Source organism: Variovorax sp. efr-133-TYG-130, from assembly GCF_030208835.1.
Taxonomy (GTDB): Bacteria; Pseudomonadota; Gammaproteobacteria; order Burkholderiales; family Burkholderiaceae_C; genus Variovorax.
Window position 1 is genome coordinate 1 of sequence record NZ_JARVTD010000023.1, and the last position, 25907, is coordinate 25907.

The window sequence follows — 25907 nt, forward strand, 5'->3', positions numbered from 1 at the left end:
GGCAACCCGTGCCGGCGTTCGCCACGCTGGCGCTGCTCAACGACTGGCTGGAGGACCGCTGCAAGGCGCTGTGGGGCGAGATCGTCCACGGCAAGCTGCCAGGGACCGTAGCCGATGTCTGGTCGCAGGAACGGCCGCTACTGATGCAGATCCCCAGACCCTTCGATGGTTTCGTAGAACACACCAAGCGCGTCTCGCCCACCTGCCTGGTGCACTTCGAGCGCAACCGCTACAGCGTTCCGGCCTCCTACGCGAACCGGCCAGTGAGCCTGCGCGTGTACGCCGAACGCCTTGTCGTGGCGGCCGAGGGCCAGATCGTGTGCGAGCACACGCGCATCATTGACCGTCGCCACGACACCGCAGGTCAGACCGTCTACGACTGGAGGCACTACCTGGCGGTGCTGCAACGCAAGCCAGGAGCGCTCAGGAACGGAGCGCCCTTCAGCGAGCTGCCGCAGGGCTTCCGGCGGCTGCAGGCCGCGTTGCTGAAGCAGCCGGGTGGAGACCGCGAGATGGTCGAGATCCTGGCGCTGGTGCTGCACCACGACGAGCAGGCAGTGCTGACCGCGGTCGAACTGGCGCTGGAAGCCGGCGTGGCCAGCAAGACCCATGTGCTAAACGTGTTGCACCGACTGCTCGATGCCAAGCCCGTTGCGCCCGCGCCCGTCACGGCACCGCAGGCACTGCGCCTGGTGAACGAGCCGAAGGCCGATGTGCTGCGCTACGACACGCTCAGGGGGCGTGCCAGCGCTGCTGGCGGCCTGCGCGGGCCGCTGAACTCCAAGTCAAGCAGCCAGGAGGTGCGCCATGCGACATGACCCTGCCAGTGGCGCCCTCGTGATCATGCTGCGCGAACTCAAGATGCACGGCATGGCCCAGGCCGTCGCGGAGCTGGCCGAACAGGGATCGCCGGCCTTCGAGGCGGCCCAACCGATGCTCTCGCAGTTGCTAAAGGCAGAGACAGCCGAGCGGGAGGTACGCTCGGTGGCCTACCAGTTGAAGCTCGCTCGCTTCCCAGCCTATCGCGATCTCGCTGGCTTCGACTTCGCCAACAGCGAGGTCAACGAGGCGCTGGTGCGTCAGCTACACCGATGCGAGTTCATGGATGATGCGCAGAACCTGGTGCTTGTCGGCGGGCCGGGTACGGGTAAGACTCATATCGCCACAGCCCTGGGCGTGCAGGCCATCGAGCACCATCACCGTCGGGTGCGCTTCTTCTCGACGGTAGAACTGGTCAACGCACTCGAGCAAGAGAAGGCCAGTGGCAATCCCGGCCACATCGCGCACAGACTGATGTACGCGGACATGGTGGTGCTCGACGAGTTGGGCTACCTGCCGTTCAGTGCATCAGGTGGCGCGCTGTTGTTCCATCTGCTGTCCAAACTCTACGAACGCACTAGCGTGGTGATCACCACCAACCTGAGCTTCAGCGAGTGGGCCAGCGTCTTCGGCGACGCGAAGATGACCACGGCGTTGCTGGACCGGCTTACACATCACTGCCATATTCTGGAGACTGGAAACGACAGCTTCCGCTTCAAGCACAGCTCGGCTCAACCCGTTCAGGCAGTCCAACCTAAAAAGGAGAAAACCAAAAACTTATCCACACCGTGAGCCGGCCGGCTCGCAAAGAGGGTGGGTCAATATTCGATGGAAATCGCGGGTCAGGATTCCATGGAACTCAACAGCTTCGGCACTGGTGTGTCTCGGCTCGGTGCTTGATGCGCAGGTGTTGAGATCGAGAGCGCGCAGCCTGGCCTGCTTCAAATGCGCAACGCTCACTGCTGCTTGGGCGATGCCGCGGGGCCTTCAATCCACTTGCAGCATGAGCGTGTCTTGGCGCAAGCTGGTTGAACCGTGGCTTGCAGCCTGTCCAGGCGCTCGAGTCGTCTTGTCGGTGGGCTATCGAATTCATCGACATGGGTTTCCACTTCGAAAGAAGTCCCGTCGCTGAGCGTCTTCAGAAGGCCTGCGATTTCGGCAAGGCGGAGATGTGCCTTTCTCGACGAATCGGCATCGCCCTTGATCGCGAACGCAAAGATGTCAGCGCGGTATATGCCGTGTGTCGCTCTGCTTGTGTCCTTCTGCTCGATGAACCAGTTTGTCAGAGAGATGACCTGCTCCGAACCGAGGCGCGTGCTGGCCGGCGCGACCTGCACTTCGTGTTCGAGCCCACCAAAAGAACATGCGATGGCACCTTTGAAGGCGACGGTGCAGATGAGGGCGACGCCCGCACACAACCATCTTGCGCGAGGCAGCGTGCACTCGAATTTCTCTTTCATCTTTGCAGGGCCGCCGGCTTGTAGAGAGGGTCACCCTTTTGACACGGGCATTCGTGTGGGCAGGCCGGAAGGAAATCGATGTTTACGCGCTTCACCAAGTCGCTTCCCTCTGGGGCCGGGATGGCGGCGACATACCCTTTGGTGGGCAAGTCGACTTCGCGCACGTCGAATTGCAGGTCTTCCCTGAGGACTCTCGCGACGTTCCTGGCGCGCTTCACCCCTAGATTGCTCGCGTCGTGCTCGCCGAATGCCGCTTGCGTTGAAAGAAAAAGCGACTCTCGATTCGGATACTGCAATCGGAGCATGGCCGTCCAATTGGCGAGCTTGAGAACCTCCTTGGCCGGAACGGTCGCCGAGTTCCTCTCAAACACGATGCCGATGGTTCTGATCGGGCTGCAAGCCCATGTGGTCGGCGCAAGCAGAACAGCAAGAGATGCAAGGAGGCATCTCGGAAAGGATTGCCAGCAGTCTTTCATTTTCAAGCCTCGGCTCGGCGCCGTGCTCGGTGTGAAGCCAGGTAGGGCTGCACTCGCATCAACGCTCCAACCATCGGGCCGACCGGGATTGCAGCCCGGCAGTTTCGAGGTCTTCAGGTTCGGACATAGCTTTATGGCCGCAAAGTCGTTGACTACGAGGTCTGCACTTTTCCTCTCTCGGTAGCTAAGTGCAAACCGCTCGGCTTCGGTGGGCAAGGGAAAAAGACCTTTCAACGCGTGCGTCGTGTTGTCGGCTCTCCGAAGGCGCCTATCTGACATGAACATTCGTGCGGACAAGCAGGAAGAAAGTCGAGTTGCACGGCCCTGACGCCTTGGCTCTTCTCCAACTCCTTGAGGTACGCGGACGCAGACTTTTGTACATGGCCTCGCTCCGGCAGATAGATCTTTGCTCCATCGAACAGAAGGTTTTCCCGGAGAACACGAGCAACATTGCGTGCTCGCGCCATTGCAAGGTTGCTTGGAGAGTTTTCGCCAGGTTCTGCCGAAGCGCTGATGTCGATAGATTCATGGTTCGGATATCTCGCATGCAGGTCGGCCATCCAGCTAGCAAGCCTCGACACCTGCGCTGCGGATACGGTCGCGGAGTCGCGATCGAAGTACACACCAATGACCTTCATCGGACTGCAGGCGTGAACTGAGGGCGTGGAAACCAATGACAAGAAGATTGCGGTCATACGCCAAATGGCTGGGCGATATCTTTTCATGGCACTCCAAGTGTGTAAGCCACGATGCTGTCGGCATTGGAAAGAAGGGCGGCGTGGTTTTCGCTGGTCACGCGCCGCCTTGAGTTTGCCGTCCCGTTCCAGGTGTCATTCGATCCGAAGGTGTCGTTGAAGTGGGTCACTTCGTGAAGCAGCACCACGAGCTGCGAGTTGGCATCCATGACTACACCGGTGTCAAAGTTGACCACGTTGTCTTCGTAGTAGCAGAAGGGAAGGGCGATCGCGATGGTGTGAGTTGTCGTGTCCGATTTGCATGCGGCAGCATCCGCCCCGAAGGTGCTGCCCATGACGCAGGTGGCCAGCTTGCCGCCCGCAACAAAGCGGACGAAATTCTTGGGCTCAAGAGATTTCAGCACTCGCACGCATTCGACCAAGCCTTTCTGCAAGTGCCCCCGGGTGTACTGATCGGCGATGGCAAACCACGCTTTGACATGAGCCTGCGCCGCTTTGTCCCAACGCTCCAGTTCGGGCAAGCGCTTCTTCGTGATGTAGTCGACCGCCATGTCGCGCAACTTCATTGCCAGCGTTGCAAATTCCTTGTTTGTCATATTCGGACAGATGTTCTCGGTCTGCTCGGCTTCCGGAGGATGTGTGACGTGAGCGTCGACGGTCTTCTTGAAGGCTGCCATCTCCGCAGCTTTTGCCACGGCCGTTGTAGCGGGTGGCGCAGTCTGACTCGGTGTCACGCCGCCCGCATGCCAATCGTCATCGTCATATTCCGCCGACTGCCGCAACACCGACAGCAGCGGCTGCGGCACAGGGCAATGGCACACCACCACGTCCCCCTCCAGCGCCATCTCCGATATGAACTGCGGTCGCCGCGGCCCTCCTGCCTTGGCGATGATGCCGACGCTGTTACATCCCTCGCAGTACGCCCTGCCACCGACCAGCGCGGGCCGGTGCCCGAAGAAATCGACCATCGGGCCGTCGTACGGCAGCACCCTTCCACCGGCGGCCGGCGGATCACCGACCAAGACAACTCTGCGCATCATCCTGAAACCTCCCTGTTGTGTGCGGGAGTTGTAGGAGGAAGCGCGCGTTGACACTGTTGCCCACTGTCAACTGGCTAGAAATTCTTCACGCGGGCTTTGGTTTTTTTCGATTCCTGGAGCGGCGCGGAGTCAGCGAAGAAAGGCCTGCAGCATTGCAGGCCAGGTCGGTTCGGGAGTGGCGGCCTGTCGCGCAGACCCCTACGGCTGCACGGCCAAGAGCACGGCGTGCGTCAGCACGTGGGCAATCATTGCCGCCTCCAGGCCATGCCGCCAGAAGAGGTATCCGGCCACGAGGCCGAATGCGGCATTGGCCCCGACGATGTAGGCCACGAGGCCGGCACTCGGCGCGCCCGCCAAGGCAAAGGCGGCCGGCAGGTGCCCCACGCCGAACAACAGCGCGCTGCCCGCGATGGCGACCCAGAAGATCCACGCGGGTGGCGTGGCGCGCCCTCGCCGTGCTGCAACGCGCCACAGGGCCCAGGCCATCGCGCTCATCAGGCCCCAGCGCACGAGGACTTCTTCCGTGATGCCGCCGTAGAGAAAGCGCACGACGGGCGGCAGCGTCACGCCCTGCAGCGCTTCGGCGGCATCGGCCGCGAGGCGCGTGATGGACCAGAGGAGCGCGGCGCCAAGCAGGCCGCCAAGGATGCCTGGAAGGCACTGTGCGCGGAGCATGCCCCACGCCAGCCTCGACCCGGCCAGCGCCGCCAATGCCGGCGCCTGCAAACCGACCCCGGGTGCCAGCCTGGCACCGGCGTATGCCGCCAGTGCCAGCAGCATGGCGCTCTGCATGCCCGAGGCCACGCTCACGACCCACATCGGCAGCGGCAGTACCTTGCCCGCCAGGATCTCGGGCACTGCGAGCCATGCGACGGCGATCACCCCGGGAAGGCCTGCGCAAAAGGCTGCCGCGAACATCCGTCGATTCATGACTGTTCCTCCTTCTATAGTTCTGGGACTGCGTCGCAGCCGTGTTCGCTCGAGCCGGCCGGCCACGGTCGCAGGCTCACTCGGCGATCACTTTGAGTGTCACATCTCTTTGCGCGTCAATCTCCGCACGCGTGAAGGGCAGTTCCACCCATTCGCGGCGGGCAAACCGTTCGGTCTGGTCGGCGAACCAGGGGGAGCCGGGGTCGGTCGACTGGGAGTAGGCGAGGAATGCCCTGGCGCGCGGCCCCTCCGCCGTGAACCCTACCGACTGCAGGTAGCTGGTCCCGTGCACGGCTTCGCGCAGGCCGCTTCCGGTGGCATCGACGCTCATCATCATGTTGTACACGCCCAGTTCCTCATGTCCGCCGGGAACGGGGATGCGCCGTCCGCCCCGCGTCGCGCCCTGGATGTCTCCCCAGCGCCGGTCCGCAGTCCAGCCCCTGGCTGCGACGTTGCGCACCGCGGCCTCCATGGCCGCACGCACCTGGGCCGTCACCTCGGGCTGTTCGACGCGCAGGCCGCGCGGCGTGTTCACGGGATCGGAGGGATCGAATGCAACGCGCCAGACGTCCGGGCCCTGCTGCAGGAACGACAGCGCGAAATCTTCCATGTACCCATAGCCGATGCCGGCATCCAGGCCTGCCGTGCGGTCCCATGACTTGAGCGCCGCGCATGCCTGGTTCATCTCGGCAGTGGCTTCGGGCGACCTGCTGCCGCCCGGGCATAGCGAGAGCATGTCGTCGAGCACCAGCTCCGCCAGGTACACGCGGTTGTCCAGCACCATGGCCTCGACCTGGTCCTGAGATACGCGTCGGGTGGGCACCCCGTTGCGCGGCTGCAGGGCGGTCTGCAGCCACGACAGGCCCTGACGTGTGCGCAAGCCTTGCCGGGAGCCCGCGATGCTCACCAGCGGGGAGAAGCCCTCGAGCGGAGCCTGGGGGTTGGTCAGCCAGGCGCTGTCATTCGAGTTATGGACGTAGTCGTGGCGCTCCAGCAGCGGCAGAGCCTTGCCTGCAAAGATGCCCGCCTGCGGCGCGGCAGGGTCGTTCGCCCATTGGCAGCGCGTCGTGTCGCCTCGCAGCACGGGGGCGGGGAGGTCCTTCAACGCGTCGGAGCCGGTGGCCTGGCAGTCGGCCAGCATTTGCGCGGAGACATTCGGCGTGGGCGTTGCGCTCATGAACAACGTGCGTCCGGAGGCATCCGCCGCCAGGGTGTTGTTCCACGGGTTGCCCACGATGCGCAGCACCGCGTCTTTCATCTCGTCGAGCGAGCGGGCCCGGTTCATGGCCAGCCACTGGTCGGCCAGGCGGTGGTTGTCCGTATTGGTATCGCGCACGGTGTAGGCGTGCTGGCTGTCCCAGCGCAGCGGCCCATGGGCGATGACGGTGCCGAAGTCGGTGGTGTAGTAGGCGTGTTCGCGTGCCGCGATGCGCCCGTCGGGCTCCCGTACGTCGATCTTGAACACCTTGCGCTCCATGGGCCTGCTTTGCCCATCCACCATGTAGCGCGTGGGGTCCGCGGGGTCCAGGCGCAACTGGTGGAAGGTGAGGCGCGCCGCCGTGTTCGTGGTGTGCGTCCAGGCAAAGTCGCGTGTGAAGCCGATGCCCACGATCGGCAGGCCGGGCAGGCTGGCGCCCATCACGTCCATGCGGCCGGGAATGGTCAGGTGCAGCTGGTACAGGCGCAGCACGCCGGCCCAGGGAAAGTGCGGGTTGCCCAGCACCATGCCGCGCCCGTTGGCGGTGGCGTCGCTGCCCAATGCCATGGCGTTGCTGCCCGTGCTGGGCTTTTGCACCAGAGCCTGGAGCGCGGTCGCTCCGGAAATCTGCGGCGCGCCTTGTGCGGCATTGCCGCCGCGCTGCGGCGGCGAAGCCTGGGCCAGCAAGGGCGCGGTGTCGGCCAGTCCATTGAGCGCCGCGTAGTCGCGCATCAGTCGCACGAGGTCGGCTTCTTCCACCGCACGCACCCAGGTCGCGCCCTTGCAGCTCGAAGGCAATGCCTGTGCCCCGGTTTCTCGCAGGTAGCGGTTGAAGCCCGCGGCGAATCCCTTGAACATCGCCTTGACCGGTTCGCTGTAGGCGTTCCAGGCCGCGCGCACCTTGGCCTCGTCGTTGTGATGGCGATAGAACAGGTCGGAGGTCACATTGGCGGGCAGGGTGCCCTGTCCCGATGCGGGCAAGGCCCCTTCGCCGAAGTAGCGGGACCGCTCGCCCCGCACGGTGACGAAATGCTCTGCGAGCACGCAGAAGTTGTCCTGCGCGTACGAATAGCCCACGCCGTAACCGATGCCCTTCTCGTCGCTGGCCTCGATGTGCGGAATGCCATGGGCGGTGCGGCGGATCTCGGCCTTGTAGACATCGCCCGGGGCGATGCCTTGCTGGCCGCCGCCCGTGCTGCTGACATTGCCGCTGTTGCTGCCGTTGCTGCTGAGCCAGCTGCCGATGCCAATGTCGCTGCCGCTGTTGCCGCCGCCGCATGCGGCCAACGCCGCGGTGGCGCTGGCGCAAAGGCCCAGCCGCCAGGGCCGCCGCAGCCCGCATGGACGGTTGGAAGCCGGAGGCGAGGAATGCAAATGCCGAAAGTTCATGTCGTCCCTGATCGAAGTCGGCTGCCGCACCACGCAGCAGCCCTCGGGGCACGATAGAAACCCAGGCTTGGCACAAGCTGAAGCGATGCTGAAAGAACGCTGAACGTGCGCCGGCCGCTCGGAGGGCCGGGATGGGGTGGGGTTGGCGCGTCGGAAAATTTTTTTCCGTGAGGCTGCATCCAAACCCACCCCTGGCGTGTAGACCCCTCAGCAGCGAGGAGCTGCTGACCCTCTACAACCCCAGGAGAAATTCCATGCACACCTCCCGTCCCGCCCGTTCGCTCGCCGTTCTCGGCGCTGTTTCCGCCGCTGCCGCGGTGCTCACCGCCTGCGGTTCGATGTCGATGACGCCCGCTTTCAACCAGTCCAGCCTGCCCCCCACCATCCAGGTGCCGGCCGGCAACAAGGTCGCGATGGAAACGGTGGGCAAGGGCGACATCACCTACGAATGCCGCGACAAGGCCAATGCCCCGGGCCAGACGGAGTGGGTGTTCGTCGGCCCCGACGCCAAGCTGCTGGACCGCAGCGGCAAGCAGGTCGGCAAGTACTACGGCCCGCCGGCCACCTGGGAGTCGATGGACGGCTCGAAGCTCACGGCCACGCAGCTGGCGGTCGCGCCCTCGGGCCCGACCAGCCTGCCGTACCAGCTGGTGAAGGCCAACCCGGCCACGGGCAGCGGCGCCATGACGGGCGTCACGTACATCCAGCGCGTGGCGCTGCAAGGCGGCGTGGCGCCAGCGGCCGTGCCGTGCACGCCGGCCACCAAGGGCCAGAAGCAAGTGGTGCAGTACCAGGCCGACTACATCTTCTGGAAGGCGTCCTGATCGGGGGGCGATTCGGCGGCGGGGCCGCCGGCTCCACTACCATCGGGCCGTGCAGAACCCGCCACCCACCTCGCCCTTCGACTACGACGCCACCCTCATGGCCTGCGCACGCGGTGACCGTCAGGCCCTGCAACAGCTCTACCAGCGCGAAAGCCGCTACCTGCTGGGCGTGGCGCTGCGCATCGTGCGCCAGCGCCAGCAGGCTGAAGACGTGCTGCACGACGCCTTCATCAGCATCTGGCAGCGCGCGGAAACCTTCAACCCCGCGCGCGGCGAAGGCCGGGGCTGGATCTACAGCGTGGTGCGCAACGCCGCGCTGAACATGGTGCGCAGCGGCGCACGCCAGGTGGACGTGAGCGAAGACGCGGCCGAGGCCATCGACGACCAGGCCGCGCTCGCGGCCTATGCCACCGCCGCCGACCCGTTCGAGCTGCGCGCGGACCTCGGCAGGCTTGAAGGCTGCCTGGGCGGCCTGGAGCCAGCGCGGCGCGACTGCATCCTCTATGCGTATGTGGAAGGCTGCTCGCACGGCGAGATCGCCGAGCGGCTGCAGACGCCGCTGGGCACGGTCAAGGCCTGGATCCAGCGCGGCATGCGCGCGCTGCGGGAGTGCATGGCATGAGCAGCGGCACCGCTTCTTCCGGTTTCGGGAATTTCGAAGACATCGACGCGCTGGCGGGCGAATACGTGCTGGGCACGCTGTCGGCCAACGCGCGCGCGGCGGTGGAAGCCCGCATGCGCGACGAGCCCGCGCTGCGCGATGCGGTGCAGGCGTGGGAAGCCCGGCTGCTGCCGCTGGCCTCGCTGGCGCCGCCGGCCGATCCGTCGCCCGCGCTGTGGTCGCGCATCGAGCGCACGCTGGGCAGTGTTGCTGCTGCAGCAGCTGCAGCAGCACCGAAGGCCGGGCAGCCGGCACGCGCATCGGGCTTCGCGAGCTGGTGGAACAACCTGAAGCTCTGGCGCGGCCTTGCCGCCGGCGGCTTTGCAGCCGCGGCGCTGATGGTGGCCGTGCTCATCACCCGGCCGGCGCCCACGCCGCAGTACATGGTGGTTCTGGTCGCCCCGCAAGACAAGTCGCCGGGCTGGGTGATCCAGACCACGTCGTCGCGCCAGCTGAGCCTGGTGCCGCTGGGCACCGTCGAAGTGCCGCCGCAGAAGACGCTGCAGTTCTGGACCAAGGCCGACCAGTGGCGCGGCCCGGTGTCGCTGGGGCTGGTCAAGCAGGGCCAGACGCTGCGCATTCCCATCGACAAGCTGCCGCCGCTGGAGCCGAACCAGCTGTTCGAGCTCACGCTGGAACCCGAGAACGGCTCGCCCATCGACCGTCCGACCGGGCCGATCCAGTTCATCGGCCGCGCGGTCAAGGTGCTGTAGCGCTGCTGCTCCGGCTGGCAAGGGCGGCCGCGACGCCGATGGCGCCCACCAGCATGCACAGCCCGAAGATCACCATGCGCGTCTGCGCCGCGTCGGCAAAGGCGCCGACCAGCAGGCCCGCCAGCGGCTGCGTCAGGTTGTTCAGCAGCACGATCACGCCGGTGGTCTTGCCGTAGTCGTGCGCCGGAATGATCCGCTGGCGGTGGATGCGGATGTAGATGCTGAACATCTTGTCGAACCCGATCACCAGCAGGAAGCCGGCCGCATAGCCCCAATGGCTGGTGCTCACGGCGGTGAGCAGGCCGCCGCCGAAGATCAGCAGGTAGGCGGTCAGCCCCATCTTCTTCAGCGCGAACGACCCCCGGATGATGCTCAGCAGGATCACGATGGTGGCGACGGCGCCCAGCGTCTGCAGCCCCGCGTAGTAGGTGGCCGAGCGATGGTGCAGCCCGGTGACCATCGCGGCGGAAGAAGCGAGCGTGGTGCCGAGCATCAGGTTCACGCCGGCCGTGAGCCCGGTCAGCCGCAGCAGGCCCGGCAGGTGCAGCAGATGGCCGAGCGCGGTCTTGATCGGCTGCAGCAAGTGGCCCTTGGCGGCCTGCGGTTCGTGCAGCTGCATCGGGTTGCCGCGCCGCCAGTACGCGGTGGCGACATCCGCCAGCAGGAAGAGGGCGGCCGCCGCGCCCACCACCGCCTGCCAGGGCAGGAACGCAAAAAGCGCCGCCGCAACGAGCGGCCCGAGCACCATGCCGGTCTGCTCGGCCGTCTGCGCATAGGCCAGCACCTTGTCGAAGCCGTGGCCGTTGCCGGCAATCTGCGGCAGCATCACCTCGCGCGCCATGACGCCCTGCGTGGTCAGCACGCCGCACACGGCAGACAGGCCCACCAGCCAGCCGATGCCGCCCAGCGCCTCGTTGCCCAGCACGCCGAGCACGCAGACCAGCGCCCGAAAGATCTGGCTGCCGCGCAGCAGCCTGATCGGCGAGATCCGGTCGCACAGCGCGCCGCAGACGGGGAACGACAGGAAGCGCGGAAAGGTCTCGGCCGCGAAGGCATAGCCGGACCACGCCACGTCCTGCGTCACCTGGAACACCACCAGCGGCACCAGGAACAGCAGGATCTGGTCGGCCAGCTTGGAGACGAGCAGCGAGAAAAGAAAGGCCGGGAACTGACGAGCCGAGCGCCGCGGGCCGATCGGCTTCATCCTCAGAACGCCGAGCGCGGCAGCAGCGCCGGCACCAGCGTGCGGTTCATCCGCTCGCGCCACCAGCGCAGCGCCTGGCCCTGCGCGCCGGTCTTCCAGGCCAGCCAGAAGGCTTCGGGCGGGCGCGGTTCCTCGGTGGGCAGTTCGACCAGCGTGCCGCGCTTGAGCTCGCCCAGGATGCAGGCGCGCGGCAGGAAGCCGTGGCCCAGGCCGGCGACCTGGCAGGCGATCTTCGCGGGCATCGACGGCACGGTGATGCGCGGCTGGCCGGCCAGCAGGCCGACGGTGCGCTCCGACAGCGTGCGCGCGCTGTCGCCCACCACGATGGCGTTGCACTCCAGCAGGTCGCCGCGCTGCAGCGGCCGGCCCAGCCGCGTGAGCGGGTGCGAGGGCGCCACGCAGAACGCGAAGTCGAGGCTGCCCACGGTCACCGCCTGGTAGCCGCCGCCGGCCGGCCCGTCGCCCGCGGCGATGACGATGTCGGCGCGCCCCTCGCGCAGCGCCTCCCAGCTGCCGGTGAGCGCCTCGCAGCCGATGCGCAGCCGCGTGCCGCAGCGCAGGTCTTCGAAGGCGCGGATGTCGTCGATGAGCGCTTGCGTGGGAATGAGCGAGTCGTGCACCAGCCGCAGCTCCGACTCGTAGCCGGTGGCGATCTGCCGCATGCGCGATTCGAGGTCGTTCGCGGCGCTGAGCAGCCAGCGGCCCTCCTTGAGCATTTCCTCGCCGGCGGCGGTGAGCGTGACGCGCGGGCCGTTGCGCTCGAACAGCAGCATGCCGAGCTGCTCCTCGAGCTTGCCCACGGCATACGAGATGGTGGAGGGCACCTTGTTCAGGCGCGTGGCGGCGGCGGCGAAGGAGCCGTGGCGCGCGATGGCGTCGACCACCTCGATGGCTTCCAGGCTGAGTTTGAGCATGCGGCGGTCCTTGTCGAAAAAGAAAGATCGAAAAATTCGATCATTGACAGTGAAAAGTTTCGTCGATGACAGTGAGTGGGAGCCCGATGATTCAGCCCATGCCAAGGAGATTCCCTCCGAACGCAATTGTGAATTCAATCGAACGTCAACTCAAGCCCAGGAGCTTTTTCCATGTCCATCAAAGCCACCCCCACCGCCGGTTCCAAGCTGCTCACGCCCACCGATCACACGCTGGTGATGATCGACTTCCAGTCGCAGATGGCCTTTGCCACGCATTCCATCGACGCCGTGAACCTGCGCAACAACGCCGCGCTGGTGGCGCAGGCGGCGGCCGGCTTCGGCGTGTCGACCATCCTCACCACCGTGGCCGAGAAGAGCTTCTCGGGCCCGATGTTCAGCGAGATCACCGACGCCTTCCCCGGCCAGAAGATGCTCGACCGCACCTCGATGAACACCTGGGAAGACGCCGCCGTGATCGATCGCGTCAACCAGATCGGCAAGCCGCGCATCGTGCTGTCGGGCCTGTGGACCAGCGTGTGCATCGTCGGGCCGGCGCTGTCGGCGCTGGACCAGGGCTTCGAGGTGTACGTGATCGCCGATGCCTGCGGCGACGTGTCGGCCGAGGCGCACAACCGCGCGATGGAGCGCATGGTGCAGGCCGGCGCGCAGCCGATGACCTCGCTGCAATACCTGCTCGAACTGCAGCGCGACTGGGCGCGCGGCGACACCTATGAGCTGACCACCGGCATCGCCAAGAAGGTGGGCGGCGCCTACGGCCTGGGCGTGACCTACGCCAAGACCATGTTCGGCGCGCACGAAGGCTGAAAGCCGGGGTGAACCAGATGAAGCCCTATGTCCTGTCGCTTGCGCTCGGCCTCTTGGTCGGCGTGATCTACGCACTGTTCCAGGTGCGCTCGCCGGCGCCGCCGGTCATCGCCCTGGTGGGGCTTCTGGGGATACTGCTCGGCGAGCAGATCCCCCCGCTCATCAAGAGCGTGTTCAAGCCCGACGCCGTGGCCACCTCGTGGCTGCACCACCAGGTCAAGCCGCATGTGTTCGGCGAACTGCCGAAGTGCCTGCCCGCCCAGACCGCCGCCGAAACCCCCAACAAGGAAACCCGCCATGGCTGAGAACATGACGACCCCGCCCGACCTGATCCTGCACAACGGCCGCTTCACCACGCTGGACCGCGCCAACCCGGTGGCCGACGCCGTGGCCATCAAGGACGGCCGCTTCACCCGCGTGGGCCGCGCCGAAGACGTGCTGCCGCTGGCCGGCGGCGCCACCCGCGTGATCGACCTGCAGGGCAAGCGCGTGCTGCCGGGGCTGATCGACAACCACCTGCACATCATTCGCGGCGGCCTGAATTTCAACCTGGAGCTTCGCTGGGATGGCGTGCGCAGCCTGGCCGACGCCATGGGCATGCTCAAGCGGCAGGTGGCCATCACCCCCGCGCCGCAGTGGGTGCGCGTGGTGGGCGGCTTCACCGAGCACCAGTTCGCTGAAAAGCGCCTGCCGACCATCGAGGAACTGAATGCGGTGGCGCCCGACACGCCGGTTTTCATCCTGCACCTGTACGACCGCGCGCTGCTCAACGGCGCCGCGCTGCGCGCCGTGGGCTACACCAAGGACACGCCCGCGCCACCCGGCGGCGAGATCGTGCGCGACAGCGCCGGCAACCTTACCGGCCTGCTGCTGGCCAAGCCGAACGCGGCCATCCTCTACGCCACGCTGGCCAAGGGCCCGAAGCTGCCCTTCGACTACCAGCTCAACTCCACGCGCCATTTCATGCGCGAGCTCAACCGCCTGGGCGTGACCGGCGCCATCGACGCGGGCGGCGGCAACCAGAACTACCCCGACGACTATGAAGTGATCCAGAAGCTCGCCGACGACGGCCAGCTCACCATCCGCCTGGCCTACAACCTGTTCACGCAGAAGCCCAAGCAGGAAAAGGAAGACTTCCTGAACTGGACCGCCAACTCCACATACAAGCAGGGCGACGACTACTTCCGCCACAACGGCGCCGGCGAGATGCTGGTGTTCTCGGCCGCCGACTTCGAGGACTTCCGCCAGCCGCGCCCGGAGGTGGCGCCCGAGATGGAAGGCGACCTGTAGGGCGTGGTGCGCATCCTGGCGCAGAACCGCTGGCCCTGGCGCATGCACGCCACCTACGACGAGACCATCAGCCGTTCGCTCGACGTGTTCGAGAAGGTCAACAAGGACACGCCGCTGGCCGGGCTGAACTGGTTCTTCGACCATGCCGAGACCATTTCGGAGAAGTCGATGGACCGCATTGCCGCGCTGGGCGGCGGCGTGGCCGTGCAGCACCGCATGGCCTACCAGGGCGAATACTTCGCGGAGCGCTATGGCGCCGCCGCGGCCGAGGCCACGCCGCCGGTCAAGCGCATGCTGGAGCGCGGCCTGAAGGTCTCGGCCGGCACCGACGCGACGCGCGTGGCTTCGTACAACCCGTGGGTGTCGCTGTCGTGGCTGGTCACGGGCAAGACCGTGGGCGGCCTGCAGATCACGCCGCAGCGCAACCTGCTCGACCGCGAACAGGCGCTGCGCATGTGGACCGAGAACGTCACCTGGTTCTCGAACGAGGAGGGCAAGAAGGGCCGCATCCAGGCCGGCCAGCTCGCCGACCTGGTGGTGCCCGACCGCGATTTCTTCGCCTGCGCCGAATCGGACATCGCCGACACCACGGCGCTGCTCACGATGGTGGGCGGCAAGGTGGTCTACGGCGCCGGCGTGTTCGCTGCGCACGACGAAGGCTCGGTGCCCCCGGCCATGCCCGACTGGTCGCCCGCGCGCACTTTCGGCGGCTACGCCGGCTGGGCCGACAAGAAGGAGGGCGCGCCGCTGCAGAAGGTTCTGCGCAACGCGGCTGTGTCCTGCGGCTGCGCCAACAACTGCAACGTGCACGGCCACGGCCACGCCACGGCCTGGAGCAGCAAGCTGCCCGTGGCCGACCTCAAGAGCTTCTGGGGCGCGCTCGGCTGCGCCTGCTGGGCGGTGTGATGGCGATGCGCTGGACCACCTCGCCCGCGCTGCGCTGGATCGCGTTGCTGCTGCTGTGCGCCGCCTACCTGCAGGGCGGGCTGAACAAGGCGATGGACTTCGACGCGGCCCTCGCCGAGATGAACCACTTCGGCCTGTCGCCCGCCGGCCCGCTGGCCGTGGCGGTCATCGTGCTGGAGCTGGGCGCCTCGGCGCTGATCCTCGCGGGGCGGCTGCGCTGGCTGGGCGCGCTGGCGCTCGGCGGCTTCACGCTGATGGCGACCTTCGTGGCGCTGCGCTTCTGGCAGATGCCGCTCGGGCAGGAGCGCTTCATGGCGGCCAACGCCTTCTTCGAACACCTGGGCCTGGCCGGCGGCTTCCTGCTGGTTGCCTGGCATGACCTGAAGGAGCGTGCCCATGTCTGACAACTCTCACGGCGCGGTTGCGCCGGCGGCCTGGTCCGGCGCCTTCGCGCCGCTGCGCCAGCCGGTGTTCGCGGTGCTCTGGGCCGCCACCGTGCTCGGCAACATCGGCAGCTTCATGCGCGACGTGGCCAGCTCGTGGCTGGTGACCGACCTGTCGGCCAACCCGACCGCGGTGGCGCTCATCCAGACGGCGGCCACGCTGCCGGTGTTCCTGCTCGCCATTCCGGCGGGGGTGCTCTCGGACATCCTCGACCGGCGCCGCTTTTTGATCTTCGTGCAACTGGTGCTGGCGGCGGTCAGCGGCACGCTGCTGGTGCTCTCGCACACCGGCGCGCTCACGGTCGAATACCTGATCGTGCTGACCTTCGTGGGCGGCATCGGCGCGGCGCTGATGGGGCCGACCTGGCAGTCGATCGTGCCGGAGCTGGTGCCGCGTTCGGACCTCAAGGGCGCGGTGGCGCTGAACTCGCTGGGCATCAACATCGCGCGCTCCATCGGGCCGGCGGCTGGCGGGCTGATCCTTGCGAGCTTCGGCGCGGCGGCCACCTATGGCGTGGACGTGCTGAGCTATGTGTTCGTGATCGCCGCGCTGCTGTGGTGGAAGCGCCCGGCGCCTGCCGACAGCGGGCTGTCGGAGAACTTCCTCGGTGCCTTCCGCGCCGGCCTGCGCTACACGCGGGCCAGCAAGGAGCTGCACGTGGTGCTGCTGCGCGCGGCGGTGTTCTTCCTGTTCGCCAGTTCGGTGTGGGCGCTGCTGCCACTGGTGGCGCGCCAGATGCTCGGCGGCAGCGCCGGCTTCTACGGCGTGCTGCTCGGCGCCGTGGGGGCGGGCGCCATCGGCGGCGCGCTGGTGATGCCGCGCCTGCGTGCCCGGCTGGACGCCGACGGCATGCTGCTGCTGGCCGCGCTGCTCACGGCCGCCGTGATGGGCAGCCTGGTCTTCGCGCCGCCGAAGTGGCTGGCGGTGCTGCTGCTGTTGCTGCTGGGCCTGGGCTGGATCATTGCGCTGACCACGCTCAACGGCGTGGCCCAGTCGATCCTGCCCAACTGGGTGCGCGGACGCGGGCTGGCCGTGTACCTCACGGTGTTCAACGGCGCGATGGCGGCCGGCAGCCTGGGCTGGGGCCTGGTGGCGCAGCAGGTCGGCGTGCCGGTCACGCTGGTGGCGGGGGCCGTGGGGCTGGTGGTGGTCGGGCTGGTGTTCCACCGCGTGCGGCTGCCCTCCGGCGAGGCCGACCTGCAGGCGTCGAACCACTGGCCCGAGCCTTTGCTCGCCGAGCCGGTGGCGCACGACCGCGGGCCGGTGATGATCCAGATCGAATACCGCATCCGCAAGGACGACCGCCCGGCCTTCCTGCAGGCGATGAAGCGCCTGTCTCTCGAACGCCGCCGCGACGGCGCCTACGCCTGGGGCCTGCACGAGCACACGGCCGACGCCGAGCGGGTGATGGAGTGGTTCCTCGTCGAATCCTGGGCGGAGCATCTGCGCCAGCACCACCGGGTGTCGCAGGCCGACGCCGACCTGCAGGGCGAGGCGCTGCGCTTTCACATCGGGCCGGGGAAGCCCGAGGTGCATCACTTCCTGGCGCTGTAGCGCAGGCGGCTTGGGCCCGCGGTCGTCAGGGACAGTGCCGGTGGCGATAATCCCCGGATGCGAATCCGCTTTACCAAGATGCAGGGAGCCGGCAACGATTTCGTCGTGCTGGACGAAACGCGCGGCACGCTGGGCCTCAGCGCCGCGCAATACCGCTTTCTGGCCGACCGCCACTTCGGCGTCGGCGCCGACCAGATCCTCACGGTGCGGCCTTCGCCGGCCGAGGGGGTCGACTTCCAATATGTCATTCACAACGCCGACGGCGGCGAAGTGGAGCAGTGCGGCAACGGCGCGCGCTGCTTCATGCGCTTCGTCAGCGAACACAAGCTGACTGAAAAAGACACCGTGCGCGTGCAGACGCTGGCCGGCGTCATCGAGCCGCGCATGGGCGCCGACGGCCGCGTGACGGTCGACATGGGCGCCCCGGTCTTCGACACCGCGCGCGTGCCGTTCGACACGGCCGGGCTCGACCCGCAACCCGACGGCGGCTGGCAAACCTGGCACCTCGCGCTCGGCACGCACGCCGACAGCGCCATCGTCGCGCTGGCGGTGCTGTCGATGGGCAACCCGCACGCGGTGCAGGTGGTCGACAACGTCGACACCGCTCCCGTGGCCGAGCAGGGCCCGAAGATCGAGCACCACCCGCGCTTTCCGCAGCGGGTGAACGCAGGCTTCATGCAGGTGGTCGACCGCGCGCACATCAAGCTGCGGGTGTTCGAGCGCGGCGCCGGCGAAACCCTGGCCTGCGGCACCGGCGCCTGCGCGGCGGTGGTGGCGGGCATTCGCCTGGGGCTGCTGGACCGCCGGGTCGACGTGCAGACGCACGGCGGCATTCTCACCATCGAATGGCAGGGCGAAGGCCAGCCGGTGCTCATGACGGGGCCGGCCACCACGGTGTTCGAGGGCGACATCGAGGTGCCGGAGCTGCCATGACGACCAACTTCACGAACAACAACGACGCCAACGCCATGAACCCGATCACCGAAGACGACATCGCCAACTACCTGGCGAACACGCCGGACTTCTTCGAGCGCCATGCCCAGCTGCTGGCGCAGGTGCAGCTAACCAGCCCGCACGGCAACCGCGCCGTGAGCCTGCAGGAGCGCCAGGCCGAGATGCTGCGCGAAAAGATCAAGGCGCTGGAGCATCGCCTGATGGACATGGTGCGCCACGGCACCGAGAACGTCGTCATCGCCGACCGCCTGCAGCGCTGGACCAGCGGCCTGCTGACCACGCGCGACCCGCGCAGCCTGCCGTACCGCATCGCGGTCGACCTGCAGTCGCTGTTCCTGGTGCCGCAGACGGCCATCAAGGTGTGGGACTGCAGCAGCGAATACCTCGACGAGGCCTATGCCCAGTGGGTGAGCGACGACGTGAAGGCGCTGGCCACCTCGCTGACCTCGCCGTACTGCGGGCTCAACTCGGGCTTCGAGGCGGCGAACTGGCTGCCGGAGCCGCAGTCGGCCATGTCGATCGCGCTGATCCCGCTGCGCGCCGACGCCGAGTCGCCGGCCTTCGGGATGCTGGTGCTGGCGTCGCCCGACGCGCAGCGCTTCAACTCCGAAATGGGCACCGACTTCCTCGAGCGCATCGCCGAGCTGGCGTCGGGCGGGCTGTCGCGGCTGCGTCCTTGAGCCGCCCGCGCTGGTTGCGGCGGCCCTGGCAGATCCTGCTGTTCGGCGGGCTGCTGGCCGGGGCGCTGGTGTACGCGGCCATCGGCGCGTTCCTCTGGCGGCAGGCCGAAGCGCTGCTGGCCAACCCGCCGCAGCGCGCGGCCGACGCCGCCCTGGTGCTCGGCAGCCGCGCCTACCTGGACGGCAAGCCGCACCCCTGCCTCTCGGGGCGGGTCGACACGGCGGTGGCGATGGCCAGGACCGGCCTCGTGAAGCAGCTCGCCTTCTCGGGCGGCGTGGATTCCGAAGACGGCCGCACGGAGGCCATCGCGATGCAGGAGCGCGCCGTGGCCGCGGGCTACGCCGGGCCGGTGCTGCTGGAGCCCGCTTCCACCTCCACGCGCCTGAATCTTTCGCTGTCGCGCCCGCTGCTGGAGGCGGCCGGCGTGCGCAGCGTGGTCATCGTGTCGGAGCCGTTCCACATGTGGCGCGTCGAGCGCCTGGTGAAGATGAGCGGTTTCGACCGCATCTTCGACGTGCAGTACGCGGCGGCGCCCACGTCCTGCTGGAATGCGCTGGGGCCGTTTTCGAAAGGCGCGTTGCGCGAGCCGGCGGCCATCGTGAACAATGTCTTCCGTGGCTTCCTCTTCTGAGCCCTCAGGGCCCGCGACGCCGGCCGTTTCCGCAGATTCCGGCTGGGTCGAAAAATACCTCGAGCATGTGCGCGTCGAGCGCCGGCTCGCGGCGCGCACGGTCGAGCTGTACGCCTTCCACCTGAAGTCGCTGACCGACCACGCCGCCGAGGCGAAGCTGCCGCTGGACCGCGTGCAGACCGCCCACATCCGCCGCTGGATGGCGCAGCTGCACGGCGCGGGGCGCGAGCCGCGCGGCATTGCGCTGGTGCTGTCGTGCTGGCGCAGCTTCTACCGCTGGCTCGGCCATGAAGGGCTGGTCGGCTTCAACCCGGTGCAGGACGTGCATGCGCCCAAGGCCGGAAAGCCCTTGCCCAAGGCGCTGGGCGTGGACGACGCGGTGCGCCTGGCCGAGCTGTACGACCCCGAGGCCGACCCCTGGACCGAGGCGCGCGACAGCGCCATCGTCGAAATGCTCTACGGCTGCGGCCTGCGCGTGAGCGAGCTCACGGGGCTCGACGCGCAGGCGAGCAGCACGGCGCGCGGCTGGGTCGACCTGGATGCGGGCGACGCCAACGTGCTCGGCAAGGGCAGCAAGCGCCGCATCGTGCCGATGGGCAGCAAGGCGGCCGAGGTGGTGCGCGACTGGCTCGCGGTGCGCGGCGACTGCGCCGCGCTGGCCACCTCGCACCTGCGCGACCCGCAGGCCGCCGCCGCGCTCTTCATCAGCGCCAAGGGCGTGCGGATGTCGTCGCAGGCGGTGTGGAAGCTGCTGCGCGAACGCAGCCTCAAGGCCGGCCTCGCTGCGCCGGTGCATCCGCACATGCTGCGGCATTCCTTCGCCAGCCACGTGCTGCAGTCGAGCAGCGACCTGCGCGCGGTGCAGGAGCTGCTCGGCCACGCCAACATCTCGACCACGCAGGTCTACACGCGGCTGGATTTCCAGCATCTGGCCAAGGCCTACGACGCCGCGCATCCGCGCGCCAAGGCCAGGCCGGAGAACGACAAGTAAGCAACAAAAAACAATGAAAACCCTTCGCCTCAAACCCGGCAAAGAGCGCTCGATGCAGCGCCGCCACCCCTGGGTCTTCGAATCCGCCATCGCGCGCGGCGGTGCCGATTCCGGCGAGACGGTGCGCGTCGAGTCGCACGACGGCGCCTTCCTGGCGTGGGCCGCGTTCAGCCCGGTCTCGAAGATCCGCGCGCGGGCCTGGAGCTTCGTCGAGACGCAGCGCATCGACGCCGCCTTCCTCGCGTCGGTGTGCGCCCGCGCCGTGGCCGCGCGCGGCCTGTTCGACCTGCAGAGCGACGGCGTGCGGCTGGTGCACGGCGAGGCCGACGGCCTGCCGGGGCTGATCGTCGACCGCTACGGCGACACGCTGGTGGCGCAGTTTCTGTCGGCCGGCGTCGAGCGCTGGAAAGACGTGCTGGCCGACGCGCTGCTCAAGGCCACGGGCCTCGCCAAGCTCTACGAGCGCTCCGACGCCAGCGGCCGCGAGCGCGAAGGCCTGAAGCCCGTCACCGGCTGGCTGCGCGGCGACGGGCCGACCGAAATCGTCATTCGCGAGCACGGCTGGCAGCTGTCGCTGGACATCGCGACCGGCCACAAGACCGGCTTCTACCTCGACCAGCGCGACAGCCGCCAGCGTTTTGCCGAGCTGGCGCAGCACCGGCGCTTCCGGCGCGTGCTGAACTGCTTCTGCTACACGGGCGGCTTCACCGTCGCGGCGCTCGCGGGCCTGAAGGCCGCGAACGCGCTGCAGGGCGCGCAGCTGGTGTCGGTCGATTCGTCGCTGCCGGCGCTGGAGCGCGCGCGCGGCCACCTGGCGCTGAACGGCTTCGAGGGGCAGGGCATAGAGACCGAATTCCTCGACGCCAACGTGAACACGGTGCTGCGCGAGTTCATCGACCAGGGCCGCACCTTCGACGCCATCGTGCTCGACCCGCCCAAGTTCGCGCCCACGGCGGCGCATGCCGAGCGCGCGGCGCGGGCCTACAAGGACATCAACCGCCTGGCGCTCAAGCTGCTGGAGCCGGGCGGCGTGCTGCTCACGTTCTCCTGCTCGGGCGGCATCAGCGCCGACCTGTTCCACAAGATCGTGGCCTCGGCCGGGATCGACGCGGGCGTGGACGGCTACATCGCCGAGCGGCTGGGCGCGGCGCCCGACCATCCGATGACCATCGAGTTCCCGGAAGGGGAGTACCTGAAGGGCCTTGTGGTGGTCCGCAAGCCGGCTTGACCCTGCCGGCAACGCAACTCAGTGGCATTGGCTAAACTGCCTGCCAAGTCTTTTTCCGCCCCTTTTCCTGTTTTCCGCTTCCGGAGCACTCCCCACATGGCCCTCATTCCCGCGACCATCCTCACCGGCTTTCTCGGCTCTGGCAAAACCACGCTGCTCAAGCGCATCCTGACCGAGGCCCACGGCCAGAAGATCGCGGTCATCGAGAACGAGTTCGGCGAAGAGAACATCGACAGCGACATCCTGGTGACCGAGTCGAAGGAGCAGATCGTGCAGATGAGCAACGGCTGCGTCTGCTGCACCATCCGCGAAGACCTGCGCGAGGCGCTGCAGCTGCTGGCCGCCAAGAAGCGCCAGGGCCTGCTGGACTTCGACCGCGTGGTGATCGAGACCACCGGCCTGGCCGACCCCGGCCCGGTGGCGCAGACCTTCTTCATGGACGACGAGATCGCCGAGAGCTACCTGCTCGACTCGATCCTCACGCTGGTCGACGCCAAGCATGCGCCGCAACAGCTCAACGACCGCCAGGAAGCGCGCCGGCAGGTGGGCTTTGCCGACCAGATCTTCATCAGCAAGAGCGAGCTGGTGTCGGCCGAGGAAACCGAGGCGCTCATCCACCGCCTCAAGCACATGAACCCGCGCGCGCCGCAGCAGAAGGCGCATTTCGGCGATGTGCCGCTGAAGGACATCTTCGACCTGCGCGGCTTCAACCTGAACGCCAAGCTCGACATCGACCCCGACTTCCTCAAGGAAGACGACCACGACCATCACGACCATGACCACGCGCATGGCGAGCACTGCGACCATCCCTCGCACAAGCACGAAGGAGGGCACGGCCACCATCACCACACGGACGACGACGTGAAGAGCTTCGTCTACAAGGCCGACCGTGCGTTCGATCCGGCCAAGCTGGAAGACTTCCTGGGCGCCATCGTCAACATCTACGGCCCTCGCATGCTGCGCTACAAGGGCGTGCTGAACATGAAGGGCACCGAGCGCAAGGTGATCTTCCAGGGCGTGCACCAGCTCATGGGCAGCGACTTGGGCCCCGAGTGGGGCAAGGACGAGGCGCGCCAGAGCCGCATGGTGTTCATCGGCATCGAGCTGCCGCGCGAGATCCTGGAACAGGGCCTGGAGCAGTGCCTGGTCTGAAGCCCTGACTTGCTCCTTCCCCCGCTGGGGGAAGGAGACATACCCTGCTACTTGCCCAGCCCGCCCAGCGGCTTGCCGTTGACCTTCAGGTTGCCGTCGCTGAACTCGACCTGGGCGGTCACGTCGTCGCCGTCGCGCTTCACGAAGCCGCTCTGCTCGCCCTGTGTGACCAGCAGCGCCACGGTTTCGGGCGGGGGCGTCTGGCCGCTCTCGGCGCCGGTTGCGGCCAGTTTCTCGATCCACTGCATCGGCAGGCGCGCATTGGCCTTGAGCACGCCGCGCTTGAGCAGGAGCGCGGTGCCGGGCAGCTGCAGGTCCTCGTCGGTCACGCCGGCCATGCTGGCGGTGTAGCCGAGTTCGCCGCGCTTGCCGTCGATTTCGACCAGCACCTTGTCGATGCCGGCTTCGGGGCCGTACTTGGCCATGGCCTTGAGGTCCGGCGAGAGCTGCTCCACCAGCGCGCTCATGGCGGCCTGTGAAGCCTTGCTGCCGCCCTTGCCGCAGCCGTTGGCGGCGCTCGACTGCATCCAGGCGTCGGCCAGCTTCTTGTAGCCGGCGGCATGGATTCGGCGCGCGCTGCTGGTCAGCTCGAACCTGTCGATCCTGGTGGCGCCGATCTTGCCGGCGCCCTTGAGGGTGCCTTCGGACGCGTAGAGCCCGTCCTTGATGCTCGCGCCGCCCACCAGGTCGATGCCCTGCAGCAGCACGGTCGGCAGCGGCTTGCGCGGCGTGGTGTCGTCGCCGTCGCCGGCGCCCAGGCCCTTGGGCGCGGCGAATTTGAGCGTGTCGAGGCGGCCCTCGGTCTTGCCGGTGGCCAGGAACCAGCCGGCGCTGCTGTCCATGTCGGCCTTGGCCGTGAGCTTGCCCATCTTCATGGTCAGGCCGCTGCGGGTGTCGTTGAAGTCGAAGCCGGGCATCGTCAGGTCGTAGCGCACCTGGGTGCGCGCGGCGTTCACGTCCATGCGCAGCTGCGCGCCCTGCCATGCCATCTGGCCCTTGCCGTCTTCGGCGAGCCTGGCGGGCGCCACGTTCAGGTCGCTGGTGAAGGCGCCGCTGAAGGCGACCTTGGTGCGGGCCGTGAGCGGCTTGGCCTCGCCGAACAGCTTCTTCGCGTCGGCCTGGGTCTTGGCGTCGAGCACCAGTTCGCTGTCGATGGTGGCCGCGGCGAGCGTGCCGCCGGCCAGCGGGCCGTGGTGGATGGTGTCGCGGATGGTGAAGCGCAGCGGCTTGGGCGGCGCGGCTTCGGCTTCTTCCTCCGGCTCTTCCTCGGGTTCCTCGCCGGCGGCGGGTTTCTGCGCGGCGGCGGCCGCTGCGGCGTCGGGCGCGCAGCCGATTTCGAGGGTCACGGTGCTCACGGCACCGAGGAAGCCGCGCTCGTAGCTGCGCTCGACCACCCGCACCAGCGCGGTCTGCTTCGGAAGTTCTTCGAATGCGGTGTCGTAACGCGACTTGACCTGCGAACCGGCCCACCAGGTGCTGCCACCGTAGGCGACCGCGATGGCTGCGGCCAGGACGCCCAATACTGCTGCTTTCTTGCTCAAGACTTGCTTTCTTTTGTCGAATGATCGGATGGCCCGCGCCGCCCAAAGGGCAATGGCCGGCCAGCGCCACCCCCTCCAGCGGCGCCGCGCGATGCTAATGGACGCGACCGGCAGCCGGACACATCGCCCGCGCTTTCGAGTTCTCTATACAATCGCGCGCCTGTTCCGGCAGCCATACCCCGTCCCAGCGGACAGGATGTGGCATCCGGCACGGGGCGCCGCACGTTTCTGGTGGGCTTTCGGGGGTATAACCCCGGGGTTCGCCGTTGGCGGGCACCCCGACAACGTGGAGCCGGCGCGGCCTGAAAGCCGCAATCGGTTCCCATGGGAGGAGACACCCAGTGAAAGCGCGTTCCAGTTCGACCAAGGAGCCAGTCACCGTGAAGAAACCCGCCGCCAAGGCCACGCCAGCAACCAAGCCCGCCGCAAAGAAGGTGGCGGCTGCGAAGCAGGCTGCACCTGCGGCAAAAAAGGTTTCCGCCGCAGTGCCGGACCCCACGGCGAAAGAGAAAAGCGCGCCGACCAAAAAGACCGCGGCAGCACCGGCCAAAGCCGTGACCGCTGCCAAGAAATCCGCCAAGCCTGCAACTGCCGCAACCAAGAGCGCAGGCGCGGGTACCTCGTCATCCAAACCCGTCGGCCGCCCTGCTGCCGTTCCTTCTGCTTCCCCGATCCCCATGAAAAAAACGGCTGCCGCCTCCACTTCCGCCCCGGCGACACCCTCGATTCCCGCCCAAACCGCCACGCCCGCTCCCGCTGCGCGTGGTGGCCGCGTGTCCCGGCTGTCGCAATTGACCGTTCCCTCGATGCCGCAATCGGTGGCATCGACCGCCGCCAAGTCCAGCTTCTCGCAGGCGCCCTCCACCGCGCTGGTGCCGCCGCCGCCCCTGGCCGTGAAGAAGGACCCGAAGCTGGTCAACAACTGGAAGACCAAGTCCGCCAACGAGCTGAGCGACGCCGAAGTCATCGCCATGCCCGACGACGAGTACATGAACGAAAAGCAGATGGCGTTCTTCCGCCTGAAGCTCGAAGAACTCAAGCGCGGCATTCTCGAGAACGCCGGCGAGACCACCGAGCACCTGCGTGAGGACACCGTGGTCGTGCCCGACCCGGCCGACCGCGCCACCATCGAGGAAGAACACGCCCTCGAACTGCGCACCCGCGACCGCGAGCGCAAGCTGCTCAAGAAGATCGAGCAGTCGATCCAGCGCATCGACGCCGGCGACTACGGCTACTGCGACGAAACCGGCGAACCCATCGGCGTCGGCCGCCTGCTCGCCCGCCCGACGGCCACGCTGTCGCTCGAAGCGCAGCAGCGCCGGGAACTCAAGCAGAAGATGTTCGGGGATTGATCGGGAACAAGGTCGCAAGAACCCCCCGTCCGCAA

The 25907-nt window shown here is 67.5% G+C and carries 25 protein-coding genes and 1 pseudogene; 17 read left to right on the forward strand and 9 right to left on the reverse strand.

Annotated elements, in window-relative coordinates; translation table 11 throughout:
* Nucleotides 1–818: Mu transposase domain-containing protein (locus tag QRN67_RS19545; protein WP_503010915.1), on the forward strand; the 818-nt coding region annotated here is incomplete at its 5' end.
* Nucleotides 808–1611 (forward strand): IS21-like element helper ATPase IstB, encoded by an 804-nt coding sequence (istB, locus tag QRN67_RS19550; protein WP_285413190.1) that lies wholly within the window; start codon nucleotides 808–810, stop codon nucleotides 1609–1611. The genes QRN67_RS19545 and istB, both read left to right, overlap by 11 nt.
* A gap of 164 nt (nucleotides 1612–1775) precedes the next feature.
* On the opposite strand, the gene QRN67_RS19555 is transcribed toward istB, so the two are convergent.
* The 6 genes from QRN67_RS19555 to QRN67_RS19580 form a co-directional block, all read right to left on the reverse strand.
* Nucleotides 1776–2279, reverse strand: a complete 504-nt coding sequence (locus QRN67_RS19555) for a hypothetical protein (RefSeq protein WP_285413191.1) — start codon at nucleotides 2277–2279, stop codon at nucleotides 1776–1778.
* Nucleotides 2276–2971 (reverse strand): hypothetical protein, encoded by a 696-nt coding sequence (locus QRN67_RS19560; RefSeq protein WP_285413192.1) that lies wholly within the window; start codon nucleotides 2969–2971, stop codon nucleotides 2276–2278. Before QRN67_RS19560 ends, QRN67_RS19555 begins: the two co-directional genes overlap by 4 nt.
* 14 nt (nucleotides 2972–2985) lie before the next feature.
* Nucleotides 2986–3450 (reverse strand): OmpA family protein, encoded by a 465-nt coding sequence (locus QRN67_RS19565; protein WP_159053663.1) that lies wholly within the window; start codon nucleotides 3448–3450, stop codon nucleotides 2986–2988.
* A gap of 26 nt (nucleotides 3451–3476) precedes the next feature.
* Complete coding sequence (locus tag QRN67_RS19570) at nucleotides 3477–4490, reverse strand: M35 family metalloendopeptidase (protein WP_285413193.1); 1014 nt, start codon at nucleotides 4488–4490, stop codon at nucleotides 3477–3479.
* 198 nt (nucleotides 4491–4688) lie between these two features.
* Nucleotides 4689–5420 carry a CPBP family intramembrane glutamic endopeptidase gene (locus tag QRN67_RS19575; protein ID WP_285413194.1) on the reverse strand — a complete coding sequence of 244 codons (732 nt, stop codon included), beginning with the start codon at nucleotides 5418–5420 and terminating at the stop codon, nucleotides 4689–4691.
* 76 nt (nucleotides 5421–5496) lie between these two features.
* Nucleotides 5497–8007 (reverse strand): penicillin acylase family protein, encoded by a 2511-nt coding sequence (locus QRN67_RS19580; protein ID WP_285413195.1) that lies wholly within the window; start codon nucleotides 8005–8007, stop codon nucleotides 5497–5499.
* A gap of 254 nt (nucleotides 8008–8261) precedes the next feature.
* On the opposite strand from QRN67_RS19580, the gene QRN67_RS19585 reads away from it, so the two are divergent.
* The 3 genes from QRN67_RS19585 (at nucleotide 8262) to QRN67_RS19595 (ending at nucleotide 10205) form a co-directional block, all read left to right on the forward strand.
* Nucleotides 8262–8831, forward strand: a complete 570-nt coding sequence (locus QRN67_RS19585; protein WP_285413196.1) for a DUF3455 domain-containing protein — start codon at nucleotides 8262–8264, stop codon at nucleotides 8829–8831.
* A 97-nt stretch (nucleotides 8832–8928) separates the two neighbouring features.
* The gene (locus tag QRN67_RS19590; RefSeq protein WP_234382924.1) at nucleotides 8929–9453 is read left to right on the forward strand and encodes a sigma-70 family RNA polymerase sigma factor; all 525 of its coding nucleotides are present in this window, start codon (nucleotides 8929–8931) and stop codon (nucleotides 9451–9453) included.
* Nucleotides 9450–10205, forward strand: a complete 756-nt coding sequence (locus QRN67_RS19595) for an anti-sigma factor (protein WP_285413197.1) — start codon at nucleotides 9450–9452, stop codon at nucleotides 10203–10205. The genes QRN67_RS19590 and QRN67_RS19595 overlap by 4 nt, the downstream gene beginning before the upstream one ends.
* Here the strand turns inward: QRN67_RS19595 and QRN67_RS19600 are convergent.
* Nucleotides 10192–11409, reverse strand: a complete 1218-nt coding sequence (locus QRN67_RS19600) for an MFS transporter (protein WP_285413198.1) — start codon at nucleotides 11407–11409, stop codon at nucleotides 10192–10194. The genes QRN67_RS19595 and QRN67_RS19600 overlap by 14 nt on opposite strands.
* Nucleotides 11410–11411: 2 nt before the next feature.
* A complete protein-coding gene (locus QRN67_RS19605; protein ID WP_081271357.1) occupies nucleotides 11412–12323 on the reverse strand; it encodes a LysR family transcriptional regulator in 912 nt (303 codons plus the stop codon).
* A gap of 171 nt (nucleotides 12324–12494) precedes the next feature.
* Between QRN67_RS19605 and QRN67_RS19610 the strand changes: the two genes are divergently transcribed.
* The 11 genes and pseudogenes from QRN67_RS19610 (at nucleotide 12495) to QRN67_RS19660 (ending at nucleotide 22979) form a co-directional block, all read left to right on the forward strand.
* Complete coding sequence (locus tag QRN67_RS19610; RefSeq protein ID WP_081271356.1) at nucleotides 12495–13148, forward strand: hydrolase; 654 nt, start codon at nucleotides 12495–12497, stop codon at nucleotides 13146–13148.
* 17 nt (nucleotides 13149–13165) lie between these two features.
* The gene (locus QRN67_RS19615) at nucleotides 13166–13453 is read left to right on the forward strand and encodes a DUF1427 family protein (protein ID WP_081271399.1); all 288 of its coding nucleotides are present in this window, start codon (nucleotides 13166–13168) and stop codon (nucleotides 13451–13453) included.
* Nucleotides 13454–13457: 4 nt separating this feature from the next.
* Nucleotides 13458–15344 (forward strand): annotated as a pseudogene (locus QRN67_RS19620) (amidohydrolase).
* Between the two features lie 5 nt (nucleotides 15345–15349).
* The gene (locus tag QRN67_RS19625; RefSeq protein WP_285413199.1) at nucleotides 15350–15748 is read left to right on the forward strand and encodes a DoxX family protein; all 399 of its coding nucleotides are present in this window, start codon (nucleotides 15350–15352) and stop codon (nucleotides 15746–15748) included.
* The gene (locus QRN67_RS19630) at nucleotides 15741–17342 is read left to right on the forward strand and encodes an MFS transporter (protein ID WP_285413200.1); all 1602 of its coding nucleotides are present in this window, start codon (nucleotides 15741–15743) and stop codon (nucleotides 17340–17342) included. Before QRN67_RS19625 ends, QRN67_RS19630 begins: the two co-directional genes overlap by 8 nt.
* Before the next feature lie 57 nt (nucleotides 17343–17399).
* Nucleotides 17400–18275, forward strand: a complete 876-nt coding sequence (gene dapF / locus QRN67_RS19635; protein ID WP_081271353.1) for a diaminopimelate epimerase — start codon at nucleotides 17400–17402, stop codon at nucleotides 18273–18275.
* Nucleotides 18272–18976, forward strand: coding sequence for a DUF484 family protein (locus QRN67_RS19640; protein WP_285413201.1), 705 nt, complete (start codon nucleotides 18272–18274; stop codon nucleotides 18974–18976). The genes dapF and QRN67_RS19640 overlap by 4 nt, the downstream gene beginning before the upstream one ends.
* Nucleotides 18973–19608 carry a YdcF family protein gene (locus QRN67_RS19645; protein WP_285413202.1) on the forward strand — a complete coding sequence of 212 codons (636 nt, stop codon included), beginning with the start codon at nucleotides 18973–18975 and terminating at the stop codon, nucleotides 19606–19608. The genes QRN67_RS19640 and QRN67_RS19645 overlap by 4 nt, the downstream gene beginning before the upstream one ends.
* The gene (locus QRN67_RS19650) at nucleotides 19592–20599 is read left to right on the forward strand and encodes a tyrosine recombinase XerC (protein WP_285413203.1); all 1008 of its coding nucleotides are present in this window, start codon (nucleotides 19592–19594) and stop codon (nucleotides 20597–20599) included. Before QRN67_RS19645 ends, QRN67_RS19650 begins: the two co-directional genes overlap by 17 nt.
* Nucleotides 20600–20612: 13 nt before the next feature.
* Nucleotides 20613–21827 (forward strand): class I SAM-dependent rRNA methyltransferase, encoded by a 1215-nt coding sequence (locus QRN67_RS19655; RefSeq protein WP_285413204.1) that lies wholly within the window; start codon nucleotides 20613–20615, stop codon nucleotides 21825–21827.
* Between the two features lie 96 nt (nucleotides 21828–21923).
* Complete coding sequence (locus tag QRN67_RS19660; RefSeq protein ID WP_081271346.1) at nucleotides 21924–22979, forward strand: CobW family GTP-binding protein; 1056 nt, start codon at nucleotides 21924–21926, stop codon at nucleotides 22977–22979.
* 47 nt (nucleotides 22980–23026) lie between these two features.
* On the opposite strand, the gene QRN67_RS19665 is transcribed toward QRN67_RS19660, so the two are convergent.
* Nucleotides 23027–24520 (reverse strand): YdgA family protein, encoded by a 1494-nt coding sequence (locus QRN67_RS19665; RefSeq protein WP_285413205.1) that lies wholly within the window; start codon nucleotides 24518–24520, stop codon nucleotides 23027–23029.
* Between the two features lie 554 nt (nucleotides 24521–25074).
* Between QRN67_RS19665 and dksA the strand changes: the two genes are divergently transcribed.
* On the forward strand, nucleotides 25075–25872 hold the full coding sequence (dksA, locus tag QRN67_RS19670) for an RNA polymerase-binding protein DksA (RefSeq protein WP_409196334.1): 798 nt from the start codon (nucleotides 25075–25077) through the stop codon (nucleotides 25870–25872).
* Nucleotides 25873–25907: the final 35 nt, after the last annotated feature.